Annotated in this window: 18 protein-coding genes and 5 tRNA genes; all 23 read left to right on the forward strand. The window is 38.7% G+C overall.

Going from position 1 to position 20,849, the window contains the following annotated elements; all coding sequences use genetic code 11:
• Nucleotides 1-28: 28 nt before the first annotated feature.
• The 23 genes from rpsU (at nucleotide 29) to ACQ334_RS04105 (ending at nucleotide 20,824) form a co-directional block, all read left to right on the forward strand.
• Nucleotides 29-223, forward strand: a complete 195-nt coding sequence (gene rpsU / locus ACQ334_RS03995) for a 30S ribosomal protein S21 (protein ID WP_430986878.1) — start codon at nucleotides 29-31, stop codon at nucleotides 221-223.
• 66 nt (nucleotides 224-289) lie between these two features.
• On the forward strand, nucleotides 290-1,192 hold the full coding sequence (locus ACQ334_RS04000) for a tyrosine-type recombinase/integrase (RefSeq protein WP_430986879.1): 903 nt from the start codon (nucleotides 290-292) through the stop codon (nucleotides 1,190-1,192).
• Nucleotides 1,193-1,448: 256 nt separating this feature from the next.
• Entirely contained in the window at nucleotides 1,449-1,748 is a 300-nt protein-coding gene (locus ACQ334_RS04005) for an HPF/RaiA family ribosome-associated protein (protein ID WP_430986880.1), read from the forward strand.
• Between the two features lie 185 nt (nucleotides 1,749-1,933).
• Nucleotides 1,934-2,006 (forward strand) — tRNA-Thr (locus ACQ334_RS04010).
• Between the two features lie 12 nt (nucleotides 2,007-2,018).
• Nucleotides 2,019-2,101: transfer RNA gene (locus ACQ334_RS04015), tRNA-Tyr, on the forward strand.
• Between the two features lie 90 nt (nucleotides 2,102-2,191).
• Nucleotides 2,192-2,264, forward strand: a tRNA-Gly gene (locus ACQ334_RS04020).
• Between the two features lie 33 nt (nucleotides 2,265-2,297).
• Nucleotides 2,298-2,369, forward strand: a tRNA-Thr gene (locus ACQ334_RS04025).
• 113 nt (nucleotides 2,370-2,482) lie between these two features.
• Nucleotides 2,483-3,670, forward strand: a complete 1,188-nt coding sequence (gene tuf, locus ACQ334_RS04030; RefSeq protein ID WP_430986881.1) for an elongation factor Tu — start codon at nucleotides 2,483-2,485, stop codon at nucleotides 3,668-3,670.
• 103 nt (nucleotides 3,671-3,773) lie between these two features.
• Nucleotides 3,774-3,844 (forward strand) — tRNA-Trp (locus ACQ334_RS04035).
• A 78-nt stretch (nucleotides 3,845-3,922) separates the two neighbouring features.
• Nucleotides 3,923-4,120, forward strand: coding sequence for a preprotein translocase subunit SecE (secE, locus tag ACQ334_RS04040; protein WP_430986882.1), 198 nt, complete (start codon nucleotides 3,923-3,925; stop codon nucleotides 4,118-4,120).
• Nucleotides 4,120-4,725, forward strand: coding sequence for a transcription termination/antitermination protein NusG (gene nusG, locus ACQ334_RS04045; RefSeq protein ID WP_430986883.1), 606 nt, complete (start codon nucleotides 4,120-4,122; stop codon nucleotides 4,723-4,725). The genes secE and nusG overlap by 1 nt, the downstream gene beginning before the upstream one ends.
• A gap of 51 nt (nucleotides 4,726-4,776) precedes the next feature.
• On the forward strand, nucleotides 4,777-5,244 hold the full coding sequence (locus ACQ334_RS04050) for a DUF4920 domain-containing protein (protein ID WP_430986884.1): 468 nt from the start codon (nucleotides 4,777-4,779) through the stop codon (nucleotides 5,242-5,244).
• Nucleotides 5,245-5,397: 153 nt separating this feature from the next.
• Nucleotides 5,398-5,859: a hypothetical protein gene (locus ACQ334_RS04055; RefSeq protein ID WP_430986885.1), complete on the forward strand. Its 462-nt coding sequence runs from the start codon at nucleotides 5,398-5,400 to the stop codon at nucleotides 5,857-5,859.
• Between the two features lie 96 nt (nucleotides 5,860-5,955).
• Nucleotides 5,956-7,518 carry a serine hydrolase gene (locus ACQ334_RS04060; protein WP_430986886.1) on the forward strand — a complete coding sequence of 521 codons (1,563 nt, stop codon included), beginning with the start codon at nucleotides 5,956-5,958 and terminating at the stop codon, nucleotides 7,516-7,518.
• Nucleotides 7,519-7,627: 109 nt separating this feature from the next.
• Nucleotides 7,628-8,164 carry a GNAT family N-acetyltransferase gene (locus tag ACQ334_RS04065; protein WP_430986887.1) on the forward strand — a complete coding sequence of 179 codons (537 nt, stop codon included), beginning with the start codon at nucleotides 7,628-7,630 and terminating at the stop codon, nucleotides 8,162-8,164.
• On the forward strand, nucleotides 8,161-9,180 hold the full coding sequence (locus tag ACQ334_RS04070) for an aminotransferase class V-fold PLP-dependent enzyme (protein WP_430986888.1): 1,020 nt from the start codon (nucleotides 8,161-8,163) through the stop codon (nucleotides 9,178-9,180). The genes ACQ334_RS04065 and ACQ334_RS04070 overlap by 4 nt, the downstream gene beginning before the upstream one ends.
• A gap of 175 nt (nucleotides 9,181-9,355) precedes the next feature.
• Complete coding sequence (gene rplK / locus ACQ334_RS04075; RefSeq protein ID WP_430986889.1) at nucleotides 9,356-9,799, forward strand: 50S ribosomal protein L11; 444 nt, start codon at nucleotides 9,356-9,358, stop codon at nucleotides 9,797-9,799.
• A gap of 25 nt (nucleotides 9,800-9,824) precedes the next feature.
• Entirely contained in the window at nucleotides 9,825-10,514 is a 690-nt protein-coding gene (gene rplA, locus ACQ334_RS04080; RefSeq protein WP_430986890.1) for a 50S ribosomal protein L1, read from the forward strand.
• A 33-nt stretch (nucleotides 10,515-10,547) separates the two neighbouring features.
• Entirely contained in the window at nucleotides 10,548-11,075 is a 528-nt protein-coding gene (gene rplJ, locus ACQ334_RS04085) for a 50S ribosomal protein L10 (protein ID WP_430986891.1), read from the forward strand.
• 154 nt (nucleotides 11,076-11,229) lie between these two features.
• On the forward strand, nucleotides 11,230-11,601 hold the full coding sequence (gene rplL / locus ACQ334_RS04090) for a 50S ribosomal protein L7/L12 (protein WP_430986892.1): 372 nt from the start codon (nucleotides 11,230-11,232) through the stop codon (nucleotides 11,599-11,601).
• Between the two features lie 265 nt (nucleotides 11,602-11,866).
• Nucleotides 11,867-15,676, forward strand: coding sequence for a DNA-directed RNA polymerase subunit beta (rpoB, locus tag ACQ334_RS04095; protein ID WP_430986893.1), 3,810 nt, complete (start codon nucleotides 11,867-11,869; stop codon nucleotides 15,674-15,676).
• A 112-nt stretch (nucleotides 15,677-15,788) separates the two neighbouring features.
• Nucleotides 15,789-20,081 carry a DNA-directed RNA polymerase subunit beta' gene (gene rpoC / locus ACQ334_RS04100; RefSeq protein ID WP_430986894.1) on the forward strand — a complete coding sequence of 1,431 codons (4,293 nt, stop codon included), beginning with the start codon at nucleotides 15,789-15,791 and terminating at the stop codon, nucleotides 20,079-20,081.
• 245 nt (nucleotides 20,082-20,326) lie between these two features.
• Entirely contained in the window at nucleotides 20,327-20,824 is a 498-nt protein-coding gene (locus ACQ334_RS04105; RefSeq protein WP_430986895.1) for a hypothetical protein, read from the forward strand.
• The last annotated feature ends 25 nt before the right edge of the window (nucleotides 20,825-20,849 follow it).

Raw genomic sequence — 20,849 nt, forward strand, 5'->3', positions numbered from 1 at the left:
TAAATCACCTAAAGGAGGTATATATTATATGTTAATTATTGACTCAAAAGATTGCGAAAACATCGACAAAGCGCTTAAGAAGTACAAAAAGAAATTTGAAAAAAGTAAAATTTTGTTACAGCTTAGAGACAGGCAGGCTTTCACCAAACCATCTGTTAGGCGTCGTAAAGAAGTGTTGAAAGCAATTTATAAGGATCAGGTTACCGCTGGTAAATTCGATTAATAACTTATAGCACAAAATATATTCAACTGATACCCGGTTATTGTAACTTCGGGTATCAGTTTTTTTATGCCCATAACCAATCCCAAGGCGCTACAACAATTTATTGATTACCTTAAGTTTCAAAAAAGGTATTCACAGCATACTATCATTTCTTATCAAACAGACTTAGTTGCTTTTTTTGATTTTACAGAACTCACTTTTGGCAGTATTTCTTTGGCGGAAATAAAGCCGGCTTTTGTTCGTACCTGGCTGGCCAGTTTAAAAGAACAGGGTATGGAAGCCAAAACCATCAACAGAAAAATTTCTTCCCTCAAATCATTTTTTAAGTACCAGCTTAAAGAAGAACTGGTGCAGGAGAGCCCGATGAGCACCATCATTTCTCCAAAAACAAAAAAAAGATTACCGCAGTTTGTAGAAAAAGCAGACATCAACACCTTGTTTTCTTACGTAGAATTTCCTGATGATTGGCAGGGGAAAACCGACAGGATATTATTACAGTTATTTTATAATACCGGCATAAGGCAGGCAGAGCTGGTATCGCTAAAAGAAAGCCAGGTAGATTTGTTTAAGAGTTCCATCAAAGTATTGGGAAAAGGCAATAAAGAAAGAATTATACCTGTAAGCGCAGAGTTACTGGGGTTATTAAAGAATTATATGCTCGAAAAAAGACAGGTTTTTGAACACTATGATGCTGAAATTTTGTTGATTAATGAAAAAGGAAATAAGCTGTATCCAAAGTATGTGTATAATTCAGTTAAAAAGTACCTTAGCATGATCACTACTATCAGTAAAAAAAGCCCCCACGTACTGCGCCATACTTTTGCTACCCATTTAATGAATAATGGGGCCGATTTAAATGCAGTAAAGGAGTTATTGGGTCATAGCAGCCTTGCAGCTACACAGATTTATACACATAATTCAATAGAGAAGTTAAAAGACATTCATAAAAAAGCTCATCCCAAAGCCTGAATAACCTTTTAAACCAGGGCTAAAGCTGCCCGCTATTTGCCCTTGAAAATTTGATTAAGCTTTATTCCTCTAACTACTTGAGCAATATTGTTAAATTTAGTAGGTCCTTCATAAAATTTTATTTTGTAAACTACGTTTCAAATGTTAACTTCATTATCAGATAAAAACCAGTAAAAACCCATAACAGATTGCCTATGATTTAAGTGTACCTAAACAAGTTCTTTTACATTATTTTTCACAGATTAAAATCAGAAGTATGAACGTAAACATTCAAACTGTGCATTTTGACGCAGATTCAAAGTTGGTATCTTATGTAGAAAAAAAGGTGGCTAAATTAACACAGTTTCACGACAGGATTACCAAAGTAGATGTGTATTTAAAATTAGACAACGTAGTACACAATATTAAAGACAAGATCGCCGAAATAAAAGTTCACATACCCAGGTATGAATTTTTTGTAAAACAATCATCTAAATCATTCGAAGAAAGTTTTGACGTAGCACTGGATTCCGTAATAACCCAGATAAAACGAAAAAAAGATAAACAAGCTGCTTAAAAAATAAAAAACCCACCCCACGGTGGGTTTTTTATTTTACAGTTATTCACATTTGTAAAAACTATTCTAAAAATTTCTTCATCAAACTTTTTGTATTAATCATTTTCTCTTACCTTTGCCTTCCGAAAAAAAGGAGGGTGTATTTTTATGTCTTCTTTTAGAGGGAAGTTCTTAATGATAAATAAGCCGAAATAGCTCAGTTGGTAGAGCAACTGATTTGTAATCAGTAGGTCGCTGGTTCGACTCCAGTTTTCGGCTCTATTTTGGTTTGGGCAGATGGCCGAGTGGTTAAAGGCGACAGACTGTAAATCTGTTCTCTCCGGAGTACGTAGGTTCGAAACCTACTCTGCCCACAGTTCTTTGATTTATGATTTTTGATGTTGGGTTTGTGAAATTGGGTAAACCATTCATAAATCATCAATCATGCATCATAAGTCCTATTAGCGGAAGTAGCTCATTTGGTAGAGCGGTAGCCTTCCAAGCTTCAGGTGGCCGGTTCGAGCCCGGTCTTCCGCTCAGTTTTCTGCCTGCGATGGCAGAATGGTTCAAGCCGTCGTAGCTCAGGGGTAGAGCACTTCCTTGGTAGGGAAGGGGTCGTGAGTTCGATTCTCACTGATGGCTCAAAGAAAAATAGAGTACAAAGTAGTAAGTACGGAGTGCATAAAATATAAAAGTCCACGGTTCAAAGACTTAAAATAAGAACCGATTTCAAAACAAATATTAAAATTTAAACAATGGCAAAAGAATCTTTCAAAAGGGATAAACCCCATTTAAACGTTGGTACTATTGGTCACGTGGATCACGGTAAAACAACACTTACAGCCGCTATAACCGATGTTTTGTCAAAAAGAGGTTTAGCGGAGAAAAAAAACTATGATGATATTGATGGTGCTCCTGAAGAAAAAGAAAGGGGTATTACAATTAATACAGCTCACGTTGAGTACGCTACTGCTACTCGTCACTACGCTCACGTTGACTGTCCTGGTCACGCTGACTATGTGAAAAACATGATCACTGGTGCTGCTCAGATGGATGGTGCTATTCTTGTAGTTGCTGCAACTGACGGTCCAATGCCACAAACTAAAGAGCACATCTTATTGGCTCGTCAGGTAGGTGTACCTCAGATCGTTGTTTTTATGAACAAAGTTGATTTGGTAGACGATCCTGAATTATTAGAATTAGTAGAAATGGAAATCCGTGAGTTATTAACTTCTTACGGTTTTGATGGCGATAATACTCCTATCATCCAGGGTTCTGCAACCGGTGCTTTAGCTGGCGAAGAAAAATGGATCGCAAAAATCAACGAATTGATGGATGCTGTTGATAGCTATATTCCTTTGCCTCCACGTTTAGTTGATTTACCATTCCTGATGAGTGTTGAGGATGTATTCTCTATCACTGGTCGTGGTACTGTTGCTACTGGTCGTATCGAAAGAGGCCGTATCAAAGTGGGTGAAGCAATCGAAGTAGTAGGTTTAATGGAAAAACCATTATCTACAACTTGTACAGGTGTGGAAATGTTCAAAAAATTATTAGACGAAGGTGAAGCTGGTGATAACGCAGGTCTTTTATTACGTGGTATTGAGAAAACTCAGATCCGTCGTGGTATGGTACTTTGCAAACCAGGTACTATCACTCCGCATACTGAATTTAAAGGTGAGGTTTACGTATTAAGCAAAGAAGAAGGCGGACGTCATACTCCATTCTTCAACAAATACCGTCCTCAGTTCTATTTCCGTACTACTGACGTAACTGGTGAAGTTACTTTGAATGCTGGTACTGAAATGGTTATGCCCGGTGATAACACCAACTTATCTGTTACATTGATCCAACCAATCGCAATGGAAAAAGGTTTGAAATTTGCGATCCGTGAAGGTGGCCGTACTGTAGGTGCTGGTCAGGTAACTGAAATTATAAAATAAGCAGGAAGCGGAAAGCTTTTAGCTTTAAGCAAATAATTTTTATATATTTGCAACACATTCTAAAAGCTGTCCCGCCTAAAGCGGGATAGCTTTTAGCTTTTATACGGGCATGGTGCAACGGTAGCATACGGGTCTCCAAAACCTTTGATCTGGGTTCGAATCCTAGTGCCCGTGCTGAGAACGTTACATAATAAAACGTTTATAGTACGAAGTAAGTAACAGGTTATTCAATTAACTAATTAACAGAGCGACATGAATAAATTAAGAGCATATATCAGTGATTCCTATAAGGAACTGGTACAAAAAGTAACCTGGCCATCATGGGATCAGTTACAGCAATCTACGATGATTGTTTTGGGCGCTACACTCGTTATCACCGCCGTGGTTTGGGTGATGGATGTGGCCGCAAGCAATTCGTTGAAATTTATTTACTCTTTATTTAAATCATAATGGAAGAAACAACACCAATTATTGAAAAAGCGGAGAAGCCTGAAAAGGAGAGTAAGTGGTACGTACTTCGTGTGGTAAGTGGTAAAGAGCGTAAGGTAAAAGAATACCTGGATAAAGATATTATCCGCAATGGCTGGGGCAATATTGTAAAACAGATCTTTTTGCCTGTAGAAAAAGTATACAAAGTAGCGAATGGTAAAAAAGTGATGAGGGAAAGAAACTTCTATCCTGGTTATATCATGATTGAAGTGGCTGATGGTAAATTGCATGATGATATGATCCAGAGCATGAGCAATGTGAGTAATGTAATGCACTTTTTAACTGATGGTAAAGGTTCTAAAGGAAATATTATTTCTCTGCGTAAAGCTGAAGTAAATAAAATGCTGGGTAAAGTGGATGAGTTGAGTGAAGTTGGCGGTGTTACTATGAGCGAACCATTTATCATTGGAGAAACTGTTAAGATCATCGATGGGCCTTTCAACGATTTCAATGGTGTAATTGAAGAAGTGAACGACGAGAAGAAAAAACTGAAAGTTCAGGTAAAGATCTTCGGACGTGCCACACCGGTAGAACTAAGCTACATGCAGGTAGAAAAATTAGCATAAAATATGTAAGCCACTTTTTTAGTGGCTTTTTTTAACCATAAAATTTATAGTATGAAAAAAATATTCTCTTTAATTACTGTAATGATGATGGGGTTTGCAGTAATGGCACAGCCCCCTAAAGGCCCGGCAAAAAAAGGTATGAACTTTGGTGCTAAAACCACCGTTGCAGGTGCTGTTGCAGCCAACGAATTGACCAATGTATTAGCTGATAAAACCACTGCCGATGTAAAAGTAAAAGGCAAAGTAGTGGAAGTATGTAAAGCAGAAGGTTGCTGGATACGCATGGAAACCGCAAGCGGCCCGATGTTGATCAAAATGAAAGATCATTCTTTTACCGTTCCTTTGGCATTAAATGGTAAAACCATTGTTGCAGATGGCGTTGCAGAATTAAAAGAAACTTCTGTTGAAATGCTGAAACATTATGCAGAAGATGCCGGAAAAAGCAAAGATGAAATTGCAGCAATAAAAGAACCTAAAAAAGAAATTATTTTACAGGCGAAGGGCATTTTGGTACTGTAAGCACTCAATAATATTTTTGTTTTATCCCCCGTTTAACGGGGGCTTTTTTTTAACATATCATCCTGATCTTTTCTGCACTGGTATTAATTTGTATTCTGTAATAGTTTTAATTTTGAAAGGACTGTTAGTAGATACTAAAACGATATTACTTTTATGAAATTACTGAAAGTATTGTTTTTTGTCTTTTTGATTACTCTTATAAATTCCTGTGGGGTATTTGAAACAAAACAGGATAAACAAGGTGATATTCCTTTGCTTGGAAGATATCGGCTTAAGCTGGATATAAATACCAGCTCCAATTGGTTTGTTGATCTGTATTCATTTGATGGTAAAAAATACACGCCTAATGGAATTCGTTTCGGTGCAGACAGCGTTGCAATAAAGGGTTCAATGATTTATTTAAAGTGCACCAGGTTTTGTACAAACGAAATTTTAGAACCAAAAGACATAGGTTTTTGTACAATAGACACCCAAACCGGTATTGAAAAGATAATTAACGAAAAAAAAGAGCTTGATAATTACCTGTATACTTTAATTGGCAGCGGACTTAAATTTAATGCATCAACTGATATTTATGACGAATGGAATAAGTCAGGCAAATTACCCTGGAAATAATGGGTAAACAAAAACACTTGCTTATCAGAGAAGAAAAATATAAAAGACAAAATGCTTTACATTTGAAAATAAAACCAGGCACTAAAACTATCATTCATGAAAAAGCTTTCTCTGATTACAACCGCAATTGCATTTTTATTTACAATTTCGGTTAATTCAACTGCACAAGTCATCACTTCTACCCAAATAGATTCATTAGCAGAGTTAACTTTAAAAACCTTTGATGTACCGGGCATAGCAGTAGGTGTTATAAAAGACGGGAAACTCATTCATGCAAAAGGTTATGGTGTAAAGTCGTTGCGTACTATGCAAAAAGTAGATGAGAATACTTTGTTTGGTATAGCCAGTAACAGCAAAGCTTTTACAACCGGCGCTTTGGGTATGTTGGTAGATGAAGGCAAATTAAAATGGGATGATAAAGTAACAGACTATATTCCTGAATTTAAAATGTACGACCCTTATGTTACAGAAGCTTTCACAATACGAGACCTCTTAACGCATCGCAGCGGTTTGGGTTTAGGCGCCGGTGACCTGATGATGTTCCCTGATTCTAACAACTTTACTAAAAAAGATATTATACACAACCTGCGTTATTTAAAAGCCGTATCCGGCTTCCGTACAAAATACGATTATGATAACAACCTCTACATTGTTGCAGGCGAAGTAGTGGCAAGAGTAAGCGGCAAAAGCTGGGAGGATTTTATTGAACAACGCATTATGCAGCCATTGGGAATGATGGCAAGTAAAGCATCTATCAACAGGCTGAGCAACCGCAACAATATTGTAATGCCCCATGCACCTGTTAATGGAAAAGTAACCACCATTGATATTGAATGGAGCGAAATAGCTAATGCAGCCGGAGGTATTGTAAGCAACATTACCGACCTCAGCAAATGGCTTATCATGCAAATGGATAGTGGCCGTTATGATGGCGGCAAAAAATTATTTAGTGAAGAGGTACATGAAGATTTCTGGGCGCCACAAACTATAATTAATATTAGCGGTACAGGAGCTTACAATACCCATTTTGCGGCTTACGGCCTGGGTTGGTTTTTGAGTGATGTAAAAGGGTATAAGCAGGTAACCCATACCGGTGGATTGGCAGGTATTGTTACGCAGATCACTTTAATACCAGAATTAAAACTGGGGATTATTGTATTGACCAACCAGCAATCCGGTGCTGCATTCACCGCTATCACTAATACTATTAAAGACAGTTACCTGGGCGTAAAAGGTGCCGACAGGGTAAAGCAAATGCATGACCGTGTGGTAAAAAATGAAGCAGAAGCAAAGAAGATCACGGATACTATCTGGGCGGGTATTGCCGCACAACAAAAAAGTACTGCTCCTAAAGCTGATATCAAAAACTTTATTGGCACTTATACCGACCAGTGGTTTGGCGACGTAACCATTTCTATTAAAAACGGGCAGCCCTGGTTTGATAGTAAACGTTCTCCAAAGCTAAGTGGAGTATTGTTGCCTTTTAAAGGCAACACATTCGTTGCTAAATGGAATGACCGCAGTATGGATGCAGATGCTTACGTAAAATTCGACCTGGACGAAAATGGAAAAGCTTCCGGTTTTAAAATGGCAGCGATTTCTCCGTTAACAGATTTTAGTTTCGATTTCCAGGACCTAGATTTGAAAAGGATAAAGTAAGCTTAAGTAATATTGCTGCAGAGAAAATAAAGTTTGTCCACGGCTATGCATTCGTTTGGTATGTCTTGTTGTGGTGTTTAAATTTCAAAAAAAAACATAAAGCCATATTATGGAAATAACTGCAGAAAATCTTGTCATAAAATTTGCTTCTAAAGATGAATTTGATGAAATATTCAGATTGAACCATACCATTTTTGCCGATGAAATTCCGCAGCATGAAAAAAAGGAGAATGGCTTGTTGCAGGATGCTTTTCATCAAAACAATACTTATGTGGTAGCCTTGTTGGAAAATCAATTGGTGGGGATGGTTTGTTATAACCCTACCAGGCCTTTTTCGCTTGATAAAAAAATGAATGATTTAGATACTTATTTACCGCTCCATAAAAACCTTGTTGAAATAAGATTGTTTGCTGTAAAAAAAGAATTACGAAAGCAGGGGATAGCAATCAGGATGTTGCAGTTTCTTATTCCTAAATTAATAAAAGCCGGTTACGATCTTGGGGTGATATCTGCCAGTTTAAAAGAATTGGAACTATACAATAATATCGGCGCAAGATCATTTGGAGAATTGGTAGGTACTAAGGAAGTGCCTTACCAACCGATGTACTTTCATATCACCAACTTAAAAGGTGCTTTTCAGCAATGATTAACCTTACTACGGGACCGGTTAAAATTACAGATGAGGTTATCGCAGCATTAAACTCTCCTGTTATTTCTCATCGCTCCGAAGAGTTCATGCATATATTTAAGCAGGTGGAGCAGGAGCTTTGTTCACAACTGCAGGTACAAAAAGCTTTTATACTAGCTGGTAGCGGTACACTGGCTAATGATGCGATGCTGGTGCAGGTAAAAGCAAAAGGTAAAAAAGGGCTGGTTCTGGTAAATGGAGAATTTGGAGAACGCCTGAAGCACCAGGCTTCAAGGCTTAATATTAACTACGCTTGCCTGGAGAAAAACTGGGGAGAAACATTTGATATTGATGAAATAAAAGCCGCCATCATTCTTCATAATGCTCAATGGCTCCTGCTATGCCATTGTGAAACCTCTACCGGGCAAACGGTGGATATTGAGCAGGTAGCTGGTTTATGCCAAAGCATGGGAGTGGAAGTTTACCTTGATTGCATGAGTAGTTTTGGAACCATGCCCCTTAATTTGGAAAATATTGCTATGGCTACAGGCTCTACAGCAAAGGCAATAGGTATGGTTGCCGGGTTGGCACTGGTTTTTTCCAATACCACTATATTGCCAGCCGGCAATGTGCCCGTTTATCTCGATCTGCATCATTATCAACAATGCAAAGGAGTACCTTTTACCATATCCTCTAACCTGGTAACAGGACTGCTATCGGCACTTAATATAGAAAAACAACAATTTGCCTGGCATAATTTTAAGGTCAATGCAAAATTGATATACCAAAGGCTGCGCCCTGCAGGCCTTATTCCATTTGCTAACACCAATACCCTGATCTTTACTTTAGTACTGAAAAAACAATCCGCTTTTGAACTGGGTAAAGTACTGGAAAGCAACGGTATGTATACTTCTTTTCAAAGTAATTATCTCAGGCAGCGCAACTGGCTGCAGGTAGCCCTGTTCAGTACTTATGAAGAGCCGGAGGTTGAACAGTTACTGGATATGATTGTAGGTTTTTTGCGCAATAACTAATAGCAAACGCTCCAAAGGCAGAGCAGCAGCGCTTTTCTTAAAAAAATCTCCAAGCTGCAATCAAAAATCTAAAATAAACCCCTACCTTTGCCGTCCCAAAATAGTTCTTAAAGGAATATTATTGTATTGGGAGTCCTGGTAAATGCCCGGACGTTATCACCAAAAAATGTAAACAATGGCAAAAGAAATCACTGGCTATGTGAAACTCCAATGTAAAGGAGGACAAGCCAATCCAGCACCGCCAATCGGACCTGCCTTAGGTTCTAAAGGTGTGAACATCATGGAGTTCTGTAAGCAATTTAATGCAAGAACCCAGGATAAACCAGGAAAAGTTCTTCCTGTATTAATCACCGTTTATGCTGATAAGTCTTTCGACTTCATCATTAAAACTCCTCCTGCTGCAGTACAGCTTTTAGAAGCTGCTAAATTGCAAAGCGGTAGTAAAGAACCCAATCGTGTTAAAGTTGGTAAAGTTACCTGGAGCCAGGTAGAAGAGATCGCTAAAGATAAAATGGCTGATCTTAACGCCTTTACTTTAAACAGCGCCATGAGTATGGTTGCTGGTACTGCACGTAGCATGGGATTAACTGTTGACGGAAAAGCCCCTTGGGAAAATTAATTATTAACCGAAAAATTTGTAAGAAATGATTACGAAAAAAAGAAAAGTAGCAAATACTAAGGTTGATATTAACAAAGCTTATTCCCTTAAGGAAGCATCAACTTTAGTAAAAGAAGTAAACACCACAAAATTTGATAGTTCTGTTGACCTGCACATTAAATTAGGCGTTGACCCTAAGAAAGCAGACCAGGCCATCCGTGGTACGGTTTCATTACCGCACGGTACAGGTAAAACAAAACGTGTATTGGTTTTGTGTACACCAGATAAAGTAGCTGAAGCAACTGCTGCAGGTGCTGATTTTGTTGGATTAGAAGAATTCATCACAAAAATTGAAGGTGGCTGGACAGATATTGACGTTATTGTTGCCACTCCATCAGTAATGCCTAAGATTGGTAAACTGGGTAAAGTATTAGGTCCTCGTAACTTAATGCCAAACCCTAAAACCGGTACGGTAACTAATGATGTAACTGGTGCAATCAATGATTTAAAAGGTGGTAAAATTGCATTTAAAGTAGATAAAGTGGGTATTATCCATGCATCTATCGGCCGTGTAAGTTTTGCACCTGAAAAAATTGCAGAAAACAGCCAGGAATTAATTAACGCCATTATGAAATTAAAACCTTCTTCTTCAAAAGGTACTTATTTAAAAGGCGTTAGTATGGCAAGCTCAATGAGCCCCGGTATTGCAATTGACACTAAATCTGTTCAAAACTAATCCCGATAGCCATCGGGACAAAAAATATTTGTTATGACAAAACAGGAAAAAAACGAAGTGATCGAATTTCTGAAAGAGAAGTTTAATCAATATGATAATTTCTACATCACTGATACAGAAAGTTTATCTGTTGCACAGGTAACTAAACTGCGTCGTGTATGCTTTGATAAGAATGTAGAAATGAAAGTGGCTAAGAACACTTTAATTAAAAAAGCATTAGAAGGTATCGACACTGCAAAATATGCTGGTGTTTATGATTCTTTGCATAAAGTAACGGCTTTATTGTTCAGCGAAAATCCTAAGGAACCAGCTGTGATTTTAAGCAGTTTCCGTAAAGAAAGTAAAGGTGAAAAACCTGAACTTAAAGCGGCATTCATCAATGGAGATGTATTTGTTGGCGACAATCAATTGAAAGCGTTAACTAACATCAAAACCAAGAATGAATTGATTGGTGAAGTTATCGGCTTATTGCAATCTCCTATACAACGTGTTATTGGTGCTTTGCAAAACAGACCAGAAGCCGCTGCTGAAGTTGCAGCTGCTGCACCGGTAGAAGGTTAATCAATAAGTTTATTGGTTAATTAGTTAACTGGTTAATTGGGAGAAACCAATCAATTAATAAACAAATTAACCAGTTAACGACAAAACAGGAAACAATTTTTTTAATAACTCCGCCGGAGTCAAAAACAATGAAGGCGGAAAAAATTTAATCATTATGGCAGACGTAAAAGTATTAGCTGAATCATTAGTAAGCTTAACAGTTAAAGAAGTTCAGGAATTAGCTGAATTCTTAAAATCAGAATACGGTATTGAACCAGCTGCAGCTGCAGTTGTAGTAAGTGCTGGTGGTGGCGAAGCAGCTGCTGCTGAAGAGAAAACATCTTTCAATGTTATCCTGAAAGCTGCTGGTGCTAACAAATTAGCGATTGTTAAGATCGTTAAAGAATTAACCGGTTTAGGACTTAAAGAAGCTAAAGATTTAGTGGATGGTGCTCCAAAACCAGTTAAAGAAGGAGTTGATAAAGCAACTGCTGAAGAATTAAAAGTAAAATTGACTGAAGCTGGTGCTGAAGTTGAGATCGCTTAATTCTCAGAAAGTTTCTAAAAATAGCTTTAAAAGCCGGTCCGCCTTTGGTGGGTCGGCTTTTTGCTTGAAAAGACTGCCAAAAAGTTAAAAAACCGCTGTTATCCACAAAAACCCTTCCAAAACCAGAAAAATCCAAAATCGGAAATCAAAAATCTAAAAAAAATCCCTACCTTTGCCCTCCTTTAATTTAGGCTTAGTGGCATCAATAGCTTTCAAAGCCGGATTTTAAAGGATCTTCTGCACACTTAAACGTCTTAATTACAATATGTCTGCAACAAAAACACCCGCTGCTAAGCGTATCAATTTTGGAAAAGTTGAACTCTTGGCAGAACAACCCGATTTGCTCGGAATCCAGATCCAATCTTTCAGAGACTTTTTCCAGCTGGAAACAACCCCTGATAAAAGAAACGTTGAAGGATTGTTCCGTGTATTCAAGGAAAATTTTCCTATTACTGATACCCGTAACATCTTCGTACTGGAATTCCTGGATTACTTCGTAGATCCGCCACGTTACACTATTGAAGAGTGTATCGAAAGAGGACTGACTTACGCTGTGCCTTTAAAAGCAAAATTGCGTTTAAGTTGTAACGATGAAGAACATGTGGATTTCCAGACAATCGTTCAGGATGTGTTCTTAGGAAACATCCCTTACATGACCCCACGTGGTACTTTTGTTATCAATGGTGCCGAAAGGGTAGTGGTAAGCCAGTTACACCGTTCACCTGGTGTATTCTTCGGCCAATCTATTCACCCCAACGGAACAAAAATATATTCTGCAAGGGTTATTCCTTTTAAAGGAGCCTGGATGGAATTTGCAACAGACATCAATAACGTGATGTATGCATACATCGACCGTAAGAAAAAATTCCCTGTAACCACCTTGTTACGTTCTATCGGCTTTGAAACTGATAAGGACATCCTGGAATTATTCGGTATGGCTGATGAAGTAAAAGCAGATAAAAAAACTTTAGCTAACTATATCGGCAAACGCCTTGCTGCTCGTGTATTACGTACATGGGTAGAAGATTTTGTGGATGAAGATACCGGTGAAGTGGTTTCTATCGAAAGAAATGAGATCGTTTTAGAAAGGGATACTTTATTAGACGAGTCTAACATCGCTATGATCCTGGAAATGGACGTGAAGAGCGTTTTCATCCAGAAAGAAGAAGTGAGTGGTGACTATGCGATTATCTACAACACATTAAATAAAGATACTTCTAACAGTGAACTGGAAGCGGTACAGCACATCTACAAGCAATTGCGTGGTGCCGATGCCCCTGATGATGAGACTGCACGTGGTATCATTGATAAATTATTCTTCAGCGATAAGCGTTATGATTTAGGCGAAGTAGGCCGTTATAAAATTAACCGCCGTCTTGGTTTAAACTTCCCTATCGAGAAGAAAGTATTAACTAAAGATGATATCATTGCCATCATTAAAACATTGGTGCTATTAACCAATGGTAAGAGTGAAATTGATGATATTGATCACTTAAGCAACCGTCGTGTACGTACCGTGGGTGAGCAATTATATGCTCAGTTTGGTGTTGGTCTGGCCCGTATGGCCCGTACCATCCGTGAAAGAATGAACGTACGTGACAATGAGGTGTTTACTCCTGTAGATTTGATCAATGCAAGAACATTATCTTCTGTTATCAACTCTTTCTTTGGTACCTCTCAGTTATCCCAGTTCTTAGATCAAACCAATCCTTTGAGTGAGATTACGCACAAGCGTCGTATCTCCGCACTTGGACCCGGTGGTTTAAGCAGGGAAAGAGCAGGTTTTGAGGTTCGTGACGTTCACTACTCTCACTATGGTCGTCTTTGTACGATTGAAACTCCGGAAGGACCAAACATTGGTTTGATATCTACACTTTGTGTACATGCCAAGATCAATGACATGGGCTTTATCGAAACACCTTACCGTAAAGTGACTGATGGTAAAGTGGATATGAAAAAAATCACTTTCCTTAGTGCAGAAGAAGAAGATACGGCGAAGATTGCACAGGCAAATATCGATATGGATGATAAAGGAAACTTTGTTGAGGATATGATCAAGAGTCGCCAGACAGGTGATTTCCCGATCCTTCCAAAAACAGAAGTGGAATACATGGATGTGGCGCCTAACCAGATCGTTGGTTTAAGTGCTTCATTAATTCCGTTCCTTGAGCATGATGATGCTAACCGTGCCCTGATGGGATCGAACATGCAACGCCAGGCTGTACCATTGATCAAACCAGAAGTGCCGATTGTAGGTACAGGTTTGGAAGGTAAAGCTGCCCGTGATGCAAGGATTCAGATTCATGCAGATGGAGACGGTGTGGTAGAATATGTAGATGCAAACGAAATTCATGTAAGATATAAGAGGAACGAAACACAACAATTAGTTTCTTTTGAAGAAGATTTAGTAGTGTATCGCTTAACTAAATTCGTTCGTACCAACCAGGAAACTACTATCAACTTACGCCCTGCGGTAACCAAAGGACAAAAAGTTGGTGAAGGTGATTTCTTAACTGAAGGATATGCAACCAAAGGTGGTGAATTAGCTTTAGGTAGAAATATGAAAGTGGCGTTCATGCCATGGAAAGGCTACAACTTCGAGGATGCGATCGTGATATCTGAAAAAGTGGTTAAAGAAGATCTGTTTACGTCTATTCATATCAGTGAGTTTGAAATTGAAGTACGTGATACTAAATTAGGTGAAGAAGAACTGACGCCTGATATTCCAAACGTAAGTGAAGAAGCAACAAAAGATCTTGATCAGAATGGTATCATACGTATCGGTGCTCATATTAAAGAAGGCGACATCATCATTGGTAAGATCACTCCAAAAGGCGAAAGCGACCCAACTCCTGAAGAGAAGTTGTTACGTGCCATCTTTGGTGATAAAGCAGGTGATGCAAAAGATGCCTCATTAAAAGCACCAAGCGGAACTGAAGGTGTGGTTATCGACAAAAAATTATTCCAGAGAGCTAAGAAAGATAAGAATGCCAAGGTTCGTGAAAAAGCTCAGTTGGATAAGATCGAGAAAACACACGAAAAGAATGAAACCGATCTGCTGGAATTATTGATCAACAAACTGCAGACTTTATTGAAAGAGAAGAGCAGTGCAGGTGTAAGCAATAATTTTGGTGAAGTATTGATTGGTAAAGGTGCAAAATTCAATGCTAAAAACTTAGCCAACATCGACTATCAGAATGTTAACCCATTAGGATGGACAGGTGATGCTAAAGTAGATGAATTGATCAACATCTTGCTGCATAACTACAACATTAAGTACAACGAAGAATTAGGAAGGTATAAGAGAGAAAAATTCAACATTTCAATTGGTGATGAATTACCAGCAGGTGTGTTGAAATTAGCCAAAGTGTACTTAGCGGTTAAACGTAAATTAAAGGTGGGTGATAAAATGGCGGGTCGTCACGGTAACAAAGGTATTGTTGCCAAGATCGTTCGCCAGGAAGATATGCCTTTCCTTGAAGACGGAACACCGGTTGATATCGTATTGAATCCATTGGGTGTACCTAGTCGTATGAACCTTGGACAGATCTACGAAACAGCGTTAGGCTGGGCAGGTGAAAAATTAGGCGTTCGTTTTGCAACACCAATTTTTGACGGTGCTTCAGTAAATGAAATTGCAGAAAAAATTGACGAAGCAGGATTACCTAAATTCGGTCACACTTACTTATACGATGGAGAAACCGGCGAACGCTTCGATCAGAAAGCAACTGTGGGTATCATCTACATCATTAAGCTGCACCATATGGTGGATGATAAAATGCATGCCCGTTCAATCGGACCATACAGTTTGATCACACAACAACCGTTAGGTGGTAAAGCACAGTTTGGTGGACAAAGATTTGGTGAGATGGAGGTTTGGGCATTGGAAGCATACGGTGCATCTAACATTTTGCAGGAATTGTTGACGCTTAAATCTGATGATATCATCGGAAGGGCAAAAACTTACGAAGCAATTGTAAAAGGTGATAACGTACCAAGAGCCGGTATTCCTGAATCATTCAATGTATTGGTGCATGAATTAAGAGGTTTAGGTCTTGATCTTAAATTCGAATAACGAGGCGTGAGACGTGAATCGTCAGACGTGAGACAGAGCGCAATAGTTCTCTACTCACGTATCACGACTGACGAAGATTATTCATTATTAATTACTAATTATTAATTATCATATGGCATTCAAAAAAGAAAACCGTCCGAGGGCAACATTTTCACAAATCACTATTGGTTTGGCTTCTCCGGATAGTATTTTGGAAAAAAGCTATGGCGAAATTTTAAAGCCTGAAACAATCAACTATCGTACTTACAAACCTGAAAGAGATGGTTTGTTTTGCGAAAGGATTTTTGGGCCGGTAAAGGATTATGAATGTGCCTGCGGAAAGTACAAGCGTATCCGTTATAAGGGTATTGTGTGCGACCGTTGCGGTGTGGAAGTAACAGAAAAGAAAGTACGTCGTGAAAGAATGGGCCACATTAAACTGGTGGTACCTGTAGTGCATATCTGGTACTTTAAATCTTTACCAAATAAAATCGGTTACTTATTAGGAATGAGCTCTAAGAAATTAGAGAGCATTGTATATTATGAAAGATTTGTGGTGATACAATCTGGTATCCGTGCTGATAAAGGACAGAACTATGGTGATTTATTAACTGAAGAAGAATACCTGGATATTTTAGATACCCTTCCAAAAGATAATCAGCATTTACCTGATGAAGATCCAAACAAATTTATCGCTAAGATGGGTGCCCAGGCTGTACATGATATGTTACAGCGCATCGATCTGGATCAATTAAGTTTTGATCTGCGTCACTCTGCAGCAAATGAAACCTCTCAGCAACGTAAAGCAGATGCTTTAAAAAGATTGAGTGTGGTAGAAGGCTTCCGTGATGCCAATACAAGAATCAACAACCGTCCTGAATGGATGGTAATGCAATACATCCCGGTAATTCCACCGGAATTACGTCCGTTGGTTCCATTGGATGGTGGCCGTTTTGCATCTTCTGATCTGAATGATTTATATCGACGTGTTATTATCCGTAATAACCGTTTGAAAAGATTATTAGAAATTAAAGCACCTGAAGTAATCTTACGTAATGAAAAACGTATGCTGCAGGAAGCGATAGATAGCTTATTTGATAACAGCCGTAAATCAAATGCTGTAAAAGCAGAAGGTGGACGTGCATTGAAATCATTAAGTGATGTATTGAAAGGTAAACAAGGACGTTTCCGTCAGAACTTATTGGGTAAACGTGTGGATTACTCTGGTCGTTCTGTAATTGTGGTAGGACCGGAATTGAAAATGCATGAGTGTGGTTTACCAAAAGATATGGCTGCAGAATTGTTTAAGCCATTTATTATTCGCAAGCTGATTGAAAGAGGTATTGTGAAAACCGTGAAGAGTGCACGTAAATTAGTAGATAAGAAAGAAGCTATTATTTGGGATATCTTAGAAAATATTCTGAAAGGTCACCCGGTAATGCTGAACAGGGCCCCAACCCTTCACCGTTTGTCAATCCAGGCCTTCCAGCCAAAATTGATCGAAGGTAAAGCGATACAATTGCATCCATTGGTAACCACGTCTTTCAATGCGGATTTCGATGGTGATCAGATGGCGGTACACGTACCGTTAAGCAATGCAGCAGTATTGGAAGCTCAGTTATTAATGCTTTCTTCTCACAATATTTTGAACCCACAGAATGGTACACCAATCACCCTTCCTTCCCAGGATATGGTTCTTGGTTTGTATTACATTACCAAGGGTAAAAAAACTATCGGAGATGATATTGTAAAAGGCCAGGGTAAAGCGTTTTATTCTGCTGAAGAAGTAATTATTGCTTACAACGAAAAGCAGGTTGATCTTCATGCTAACATTAGAGTAAAAGCCAATGTGCGTAATGCAGATGGTACTTTAACCAATAAATTAATTGAAACCACTGTTGGCCGTGTAATTTTTAACCAGCACGTTCCAAAAGAAGTTGGTTTCATCAATGCATTGTTAACTAAGAAATCTTTGCGTGAAATCGTTGGTGATATCTTAAAATGGACCAATGTTCCGGTTACAGCTAAATTCTTAGATGATATTAAAACATTGGGATACCGCATGGCGTTCCGTGGTGGACTGTCATTCAACATTAATGACCTTATTATTCCTGATGTTAAAGAACAATTGATTGATAATGCACAGGGTGAGGTGAGTGAAGTGTGGGATAACTATAACATGGGTTTAATTACCAATAACGAGCGTTACAACCAGATCATCGATATCTGGAGCCGTGTGGATACCAAGGTTACTGAAACATTGATACGTGAGCTGGCAAATGATAAACAAGGTTTCAACTCTGTTTACATGATGTTGGATTCGGGTGCCCGTGGTAGTAAGCAGCAGATCAAGCAGCTTGCAGGATTGAGGGGATTGATGGCTAAACCACGTAAATCTGGTTCATCAGGATCTGAAATTATTGAAAACCCGATTTTGGCAAACTTTAAAGATGGCTTAAGTGTATTGGAGTACTTTATCTCTACGCATGGTGCCCGTAAAGGTTTGGCGGATACGGCTTTGAAAACAGCGGATGCCGGTTACTTAACACGTAGGTTGGTGGACGTTTCTCAGGATGTGGTTATCAATGAAGAAGATTGCGGCACTTTACGTGGTATTGCAACTTCAGCATTAAAAGATAATGAAGATATTATTGAGCCATTGAGCGACAGGATTGAAGGCCGTACTTCTTTACATGATGTATTCCATCCGGTAACTGAAGAATTGCTGATCAATGCCGGTGAAGAGATCAGTGCGGATATGGCTAAGAAGATTGACGAAAGCGGTATTGAAACCGTTGAAATACGTTCAGTATTAACTTGCGAAAGCAAACGTGGTGTGTGTGTGAAATGCTATGGTAAAAACCTTGCATCCGGTATGCTGGCACAAAGAGGTGATGCTGTAGGTATCATCGCTGCACAGTCTATTGGTGAACCAGGTACACAGTTAACCTTACGTACTTTCCACGTGGGTGGTGTGGCAGGCTCTGCTTCTGTAGAATCTACTTTGCCAGCTAAATTTGATGGTACCATACAGTTTGATGGTTTACGTACAGTTGCCACTGAAGATAATGAAGGTAAGAAAGTACATGTGGTTATAGGACGTACCGGTGAGGTAAGGATCATGGATGTGAAGAACGATCGTTTATTAATCACTAATAACGTTCCTTACGGTGCCACACTAAATGTAAAAGACGGACAGAAAGTAACCAAAGGAGAAGTTATCTGTACATGGGATCCGTTCAACAACGTTATTGTTGCTGAAGTGGGTGGCCAGGTTAAATTTGAAGCTTTATTGGACGGTATCACTTATCGTGATGAATCAGATGAACAAACTGGTCACCGTGAAAAAGTGGTTATCGAAACAAAAGATAAAACCAAATTACCTACTATCATTGTAGAAGGTAAAGAGAAAAAATCTTATAACTTGCCAGTAGGCTCACACGTAGTAGTTGAAGAAGGTGATGATGTAAAGAGCGGACAGGTTTTAGTTAAAATTCCAAGGGTATTAAGCAAGTTGAAAGATATCACGGGAGGTCTGCCACGTGTAACTGAATTGTTTGAAGCAAGAAACCCAAGCAACCCTGCGGTGGTTTGTGAAATTGATGGTGTGGTTGCATTTGGTGCTATCAAGCGTGGTAACAGAGAGATCATTGTTGAAGCTAAAGACAGCGTGGTGAAGAAATACTTAGTTCCATTGTCCCGCCAGATCCTGGTGCAGGATGGTGACTTTGTAAAAGCTGGTGCTGCATTAAGTGACGGACAAACTGCTCCTGCGGATATCTTAGCTATTAAAGGACCTTTCGCTGTTCAGGAATATGTGGTAAATGAAATCCAGGAAGTATATCGTTTGCAAGGGGTGAAGATCAATGATAAACACGTTGAAGTTATCGTAAGACAAATGATGCGTAAAGTAACTGTTGAAGATGCAGGTGATACTAAATTCTTAGAAGGAGATACAGAAGACAGGCACGACTTTAATGCAGAGAACGATTACATCTTTGATAAGAAAGTAGTAACCGAGCATGGTGATAGTACTAAGTTGAAAACCGGACAGATCGTTACCTTACGTGATGTACGTGAAGAAAACTCTGTATTGAGAAGAGCAGATAAAAAACTGGTTGAATTCCGTGATGCACATCCTGCAACCTCTTCACCGTTGTTGTTGGGTATTACCAAAGCATCATTGGGTACACATAGCTGGATATCTGCTGCATCATTCCAGGAAACCACCAAAGTATTATCTTCTGCTGCCATTCAAGGTAAGACAGATGAAATGCTTGGCCTGAAAGAAAACGTTATCACAGGACATCATATACCAGCTGGTACAGGTTTACGTGAATTTGAAAATATGATCGTAGGTAGTAAAGAAGAATACGAGTTGCTGATGACTACAAAAGAAGCAATGAGTTTTGATGACGAAGAGTAATTAGAAGTACAACGAATTTCCAATTCGTTTAAAATATCAAAGAGCAAGACGTAAGTCTTGCTCTTTTTTTGTTTTTAGTACAATGAATTTTCAATTCGTTTTTCTTTTGCCGCTGGCAAAAGATATTGCCAGGTTTTAAGGCAAAGAGCCGGAAAAACCGGGCCCGCAAATATTTTATGTTTAATGATTTACCTATCTTAGTTTATATAATTAAACCATTTTTATAACCCTGAAAGCCCAGCCAGATGGAAGACTCTACTCATGTATTAAATGAAAGATTAAAAAGAATAGAACCCACATCAAAGAAATGCAGTTATTGTTTTGATGGGAAGGTTGAAAAAGTAAATGATTCTTATTTTGTACCCATTTTTAAAGAAAAGGATAGAACTAATATTATCGTATACCGCTCCGTTAAATATGCTAAACTTGATATTGGAATTCCAAGATGCCCCAACTGCAGATCGATCCATGAGGCATCTAAAAAGAAAGCATTGCTGTTTTCTATACTGGCAGCAGTTGCAGTATTAGCATTTATAGTTTATAATTTTATAGATTTTAACGTTATAGTAAGCGTTATACTATTCTTCCTGGCTGGCTTTGTTGGTTTTGGAGGATACGTGTACCTGCAAAATAATTTTTCCCGTAAAGCCGGTATCAATACTTTGAAAGAAGGTGTGGAAAATGATCCCCTGGTGCAGGATTTTTTAATGAAAGGCTGGAGTTTAACATTGCCCAGCGCATAAATTATTTTTGACGATAAAACCGAAA

The organism is Ferruginibacter sp. SUN106 (assembly GCF_050611765.1).
Taxonomy (GTDB): Bacteria; Bacteroidota; Bacteroidia; order Chitinophagales; family Chitinophagaceae; genus Ferruginibacter.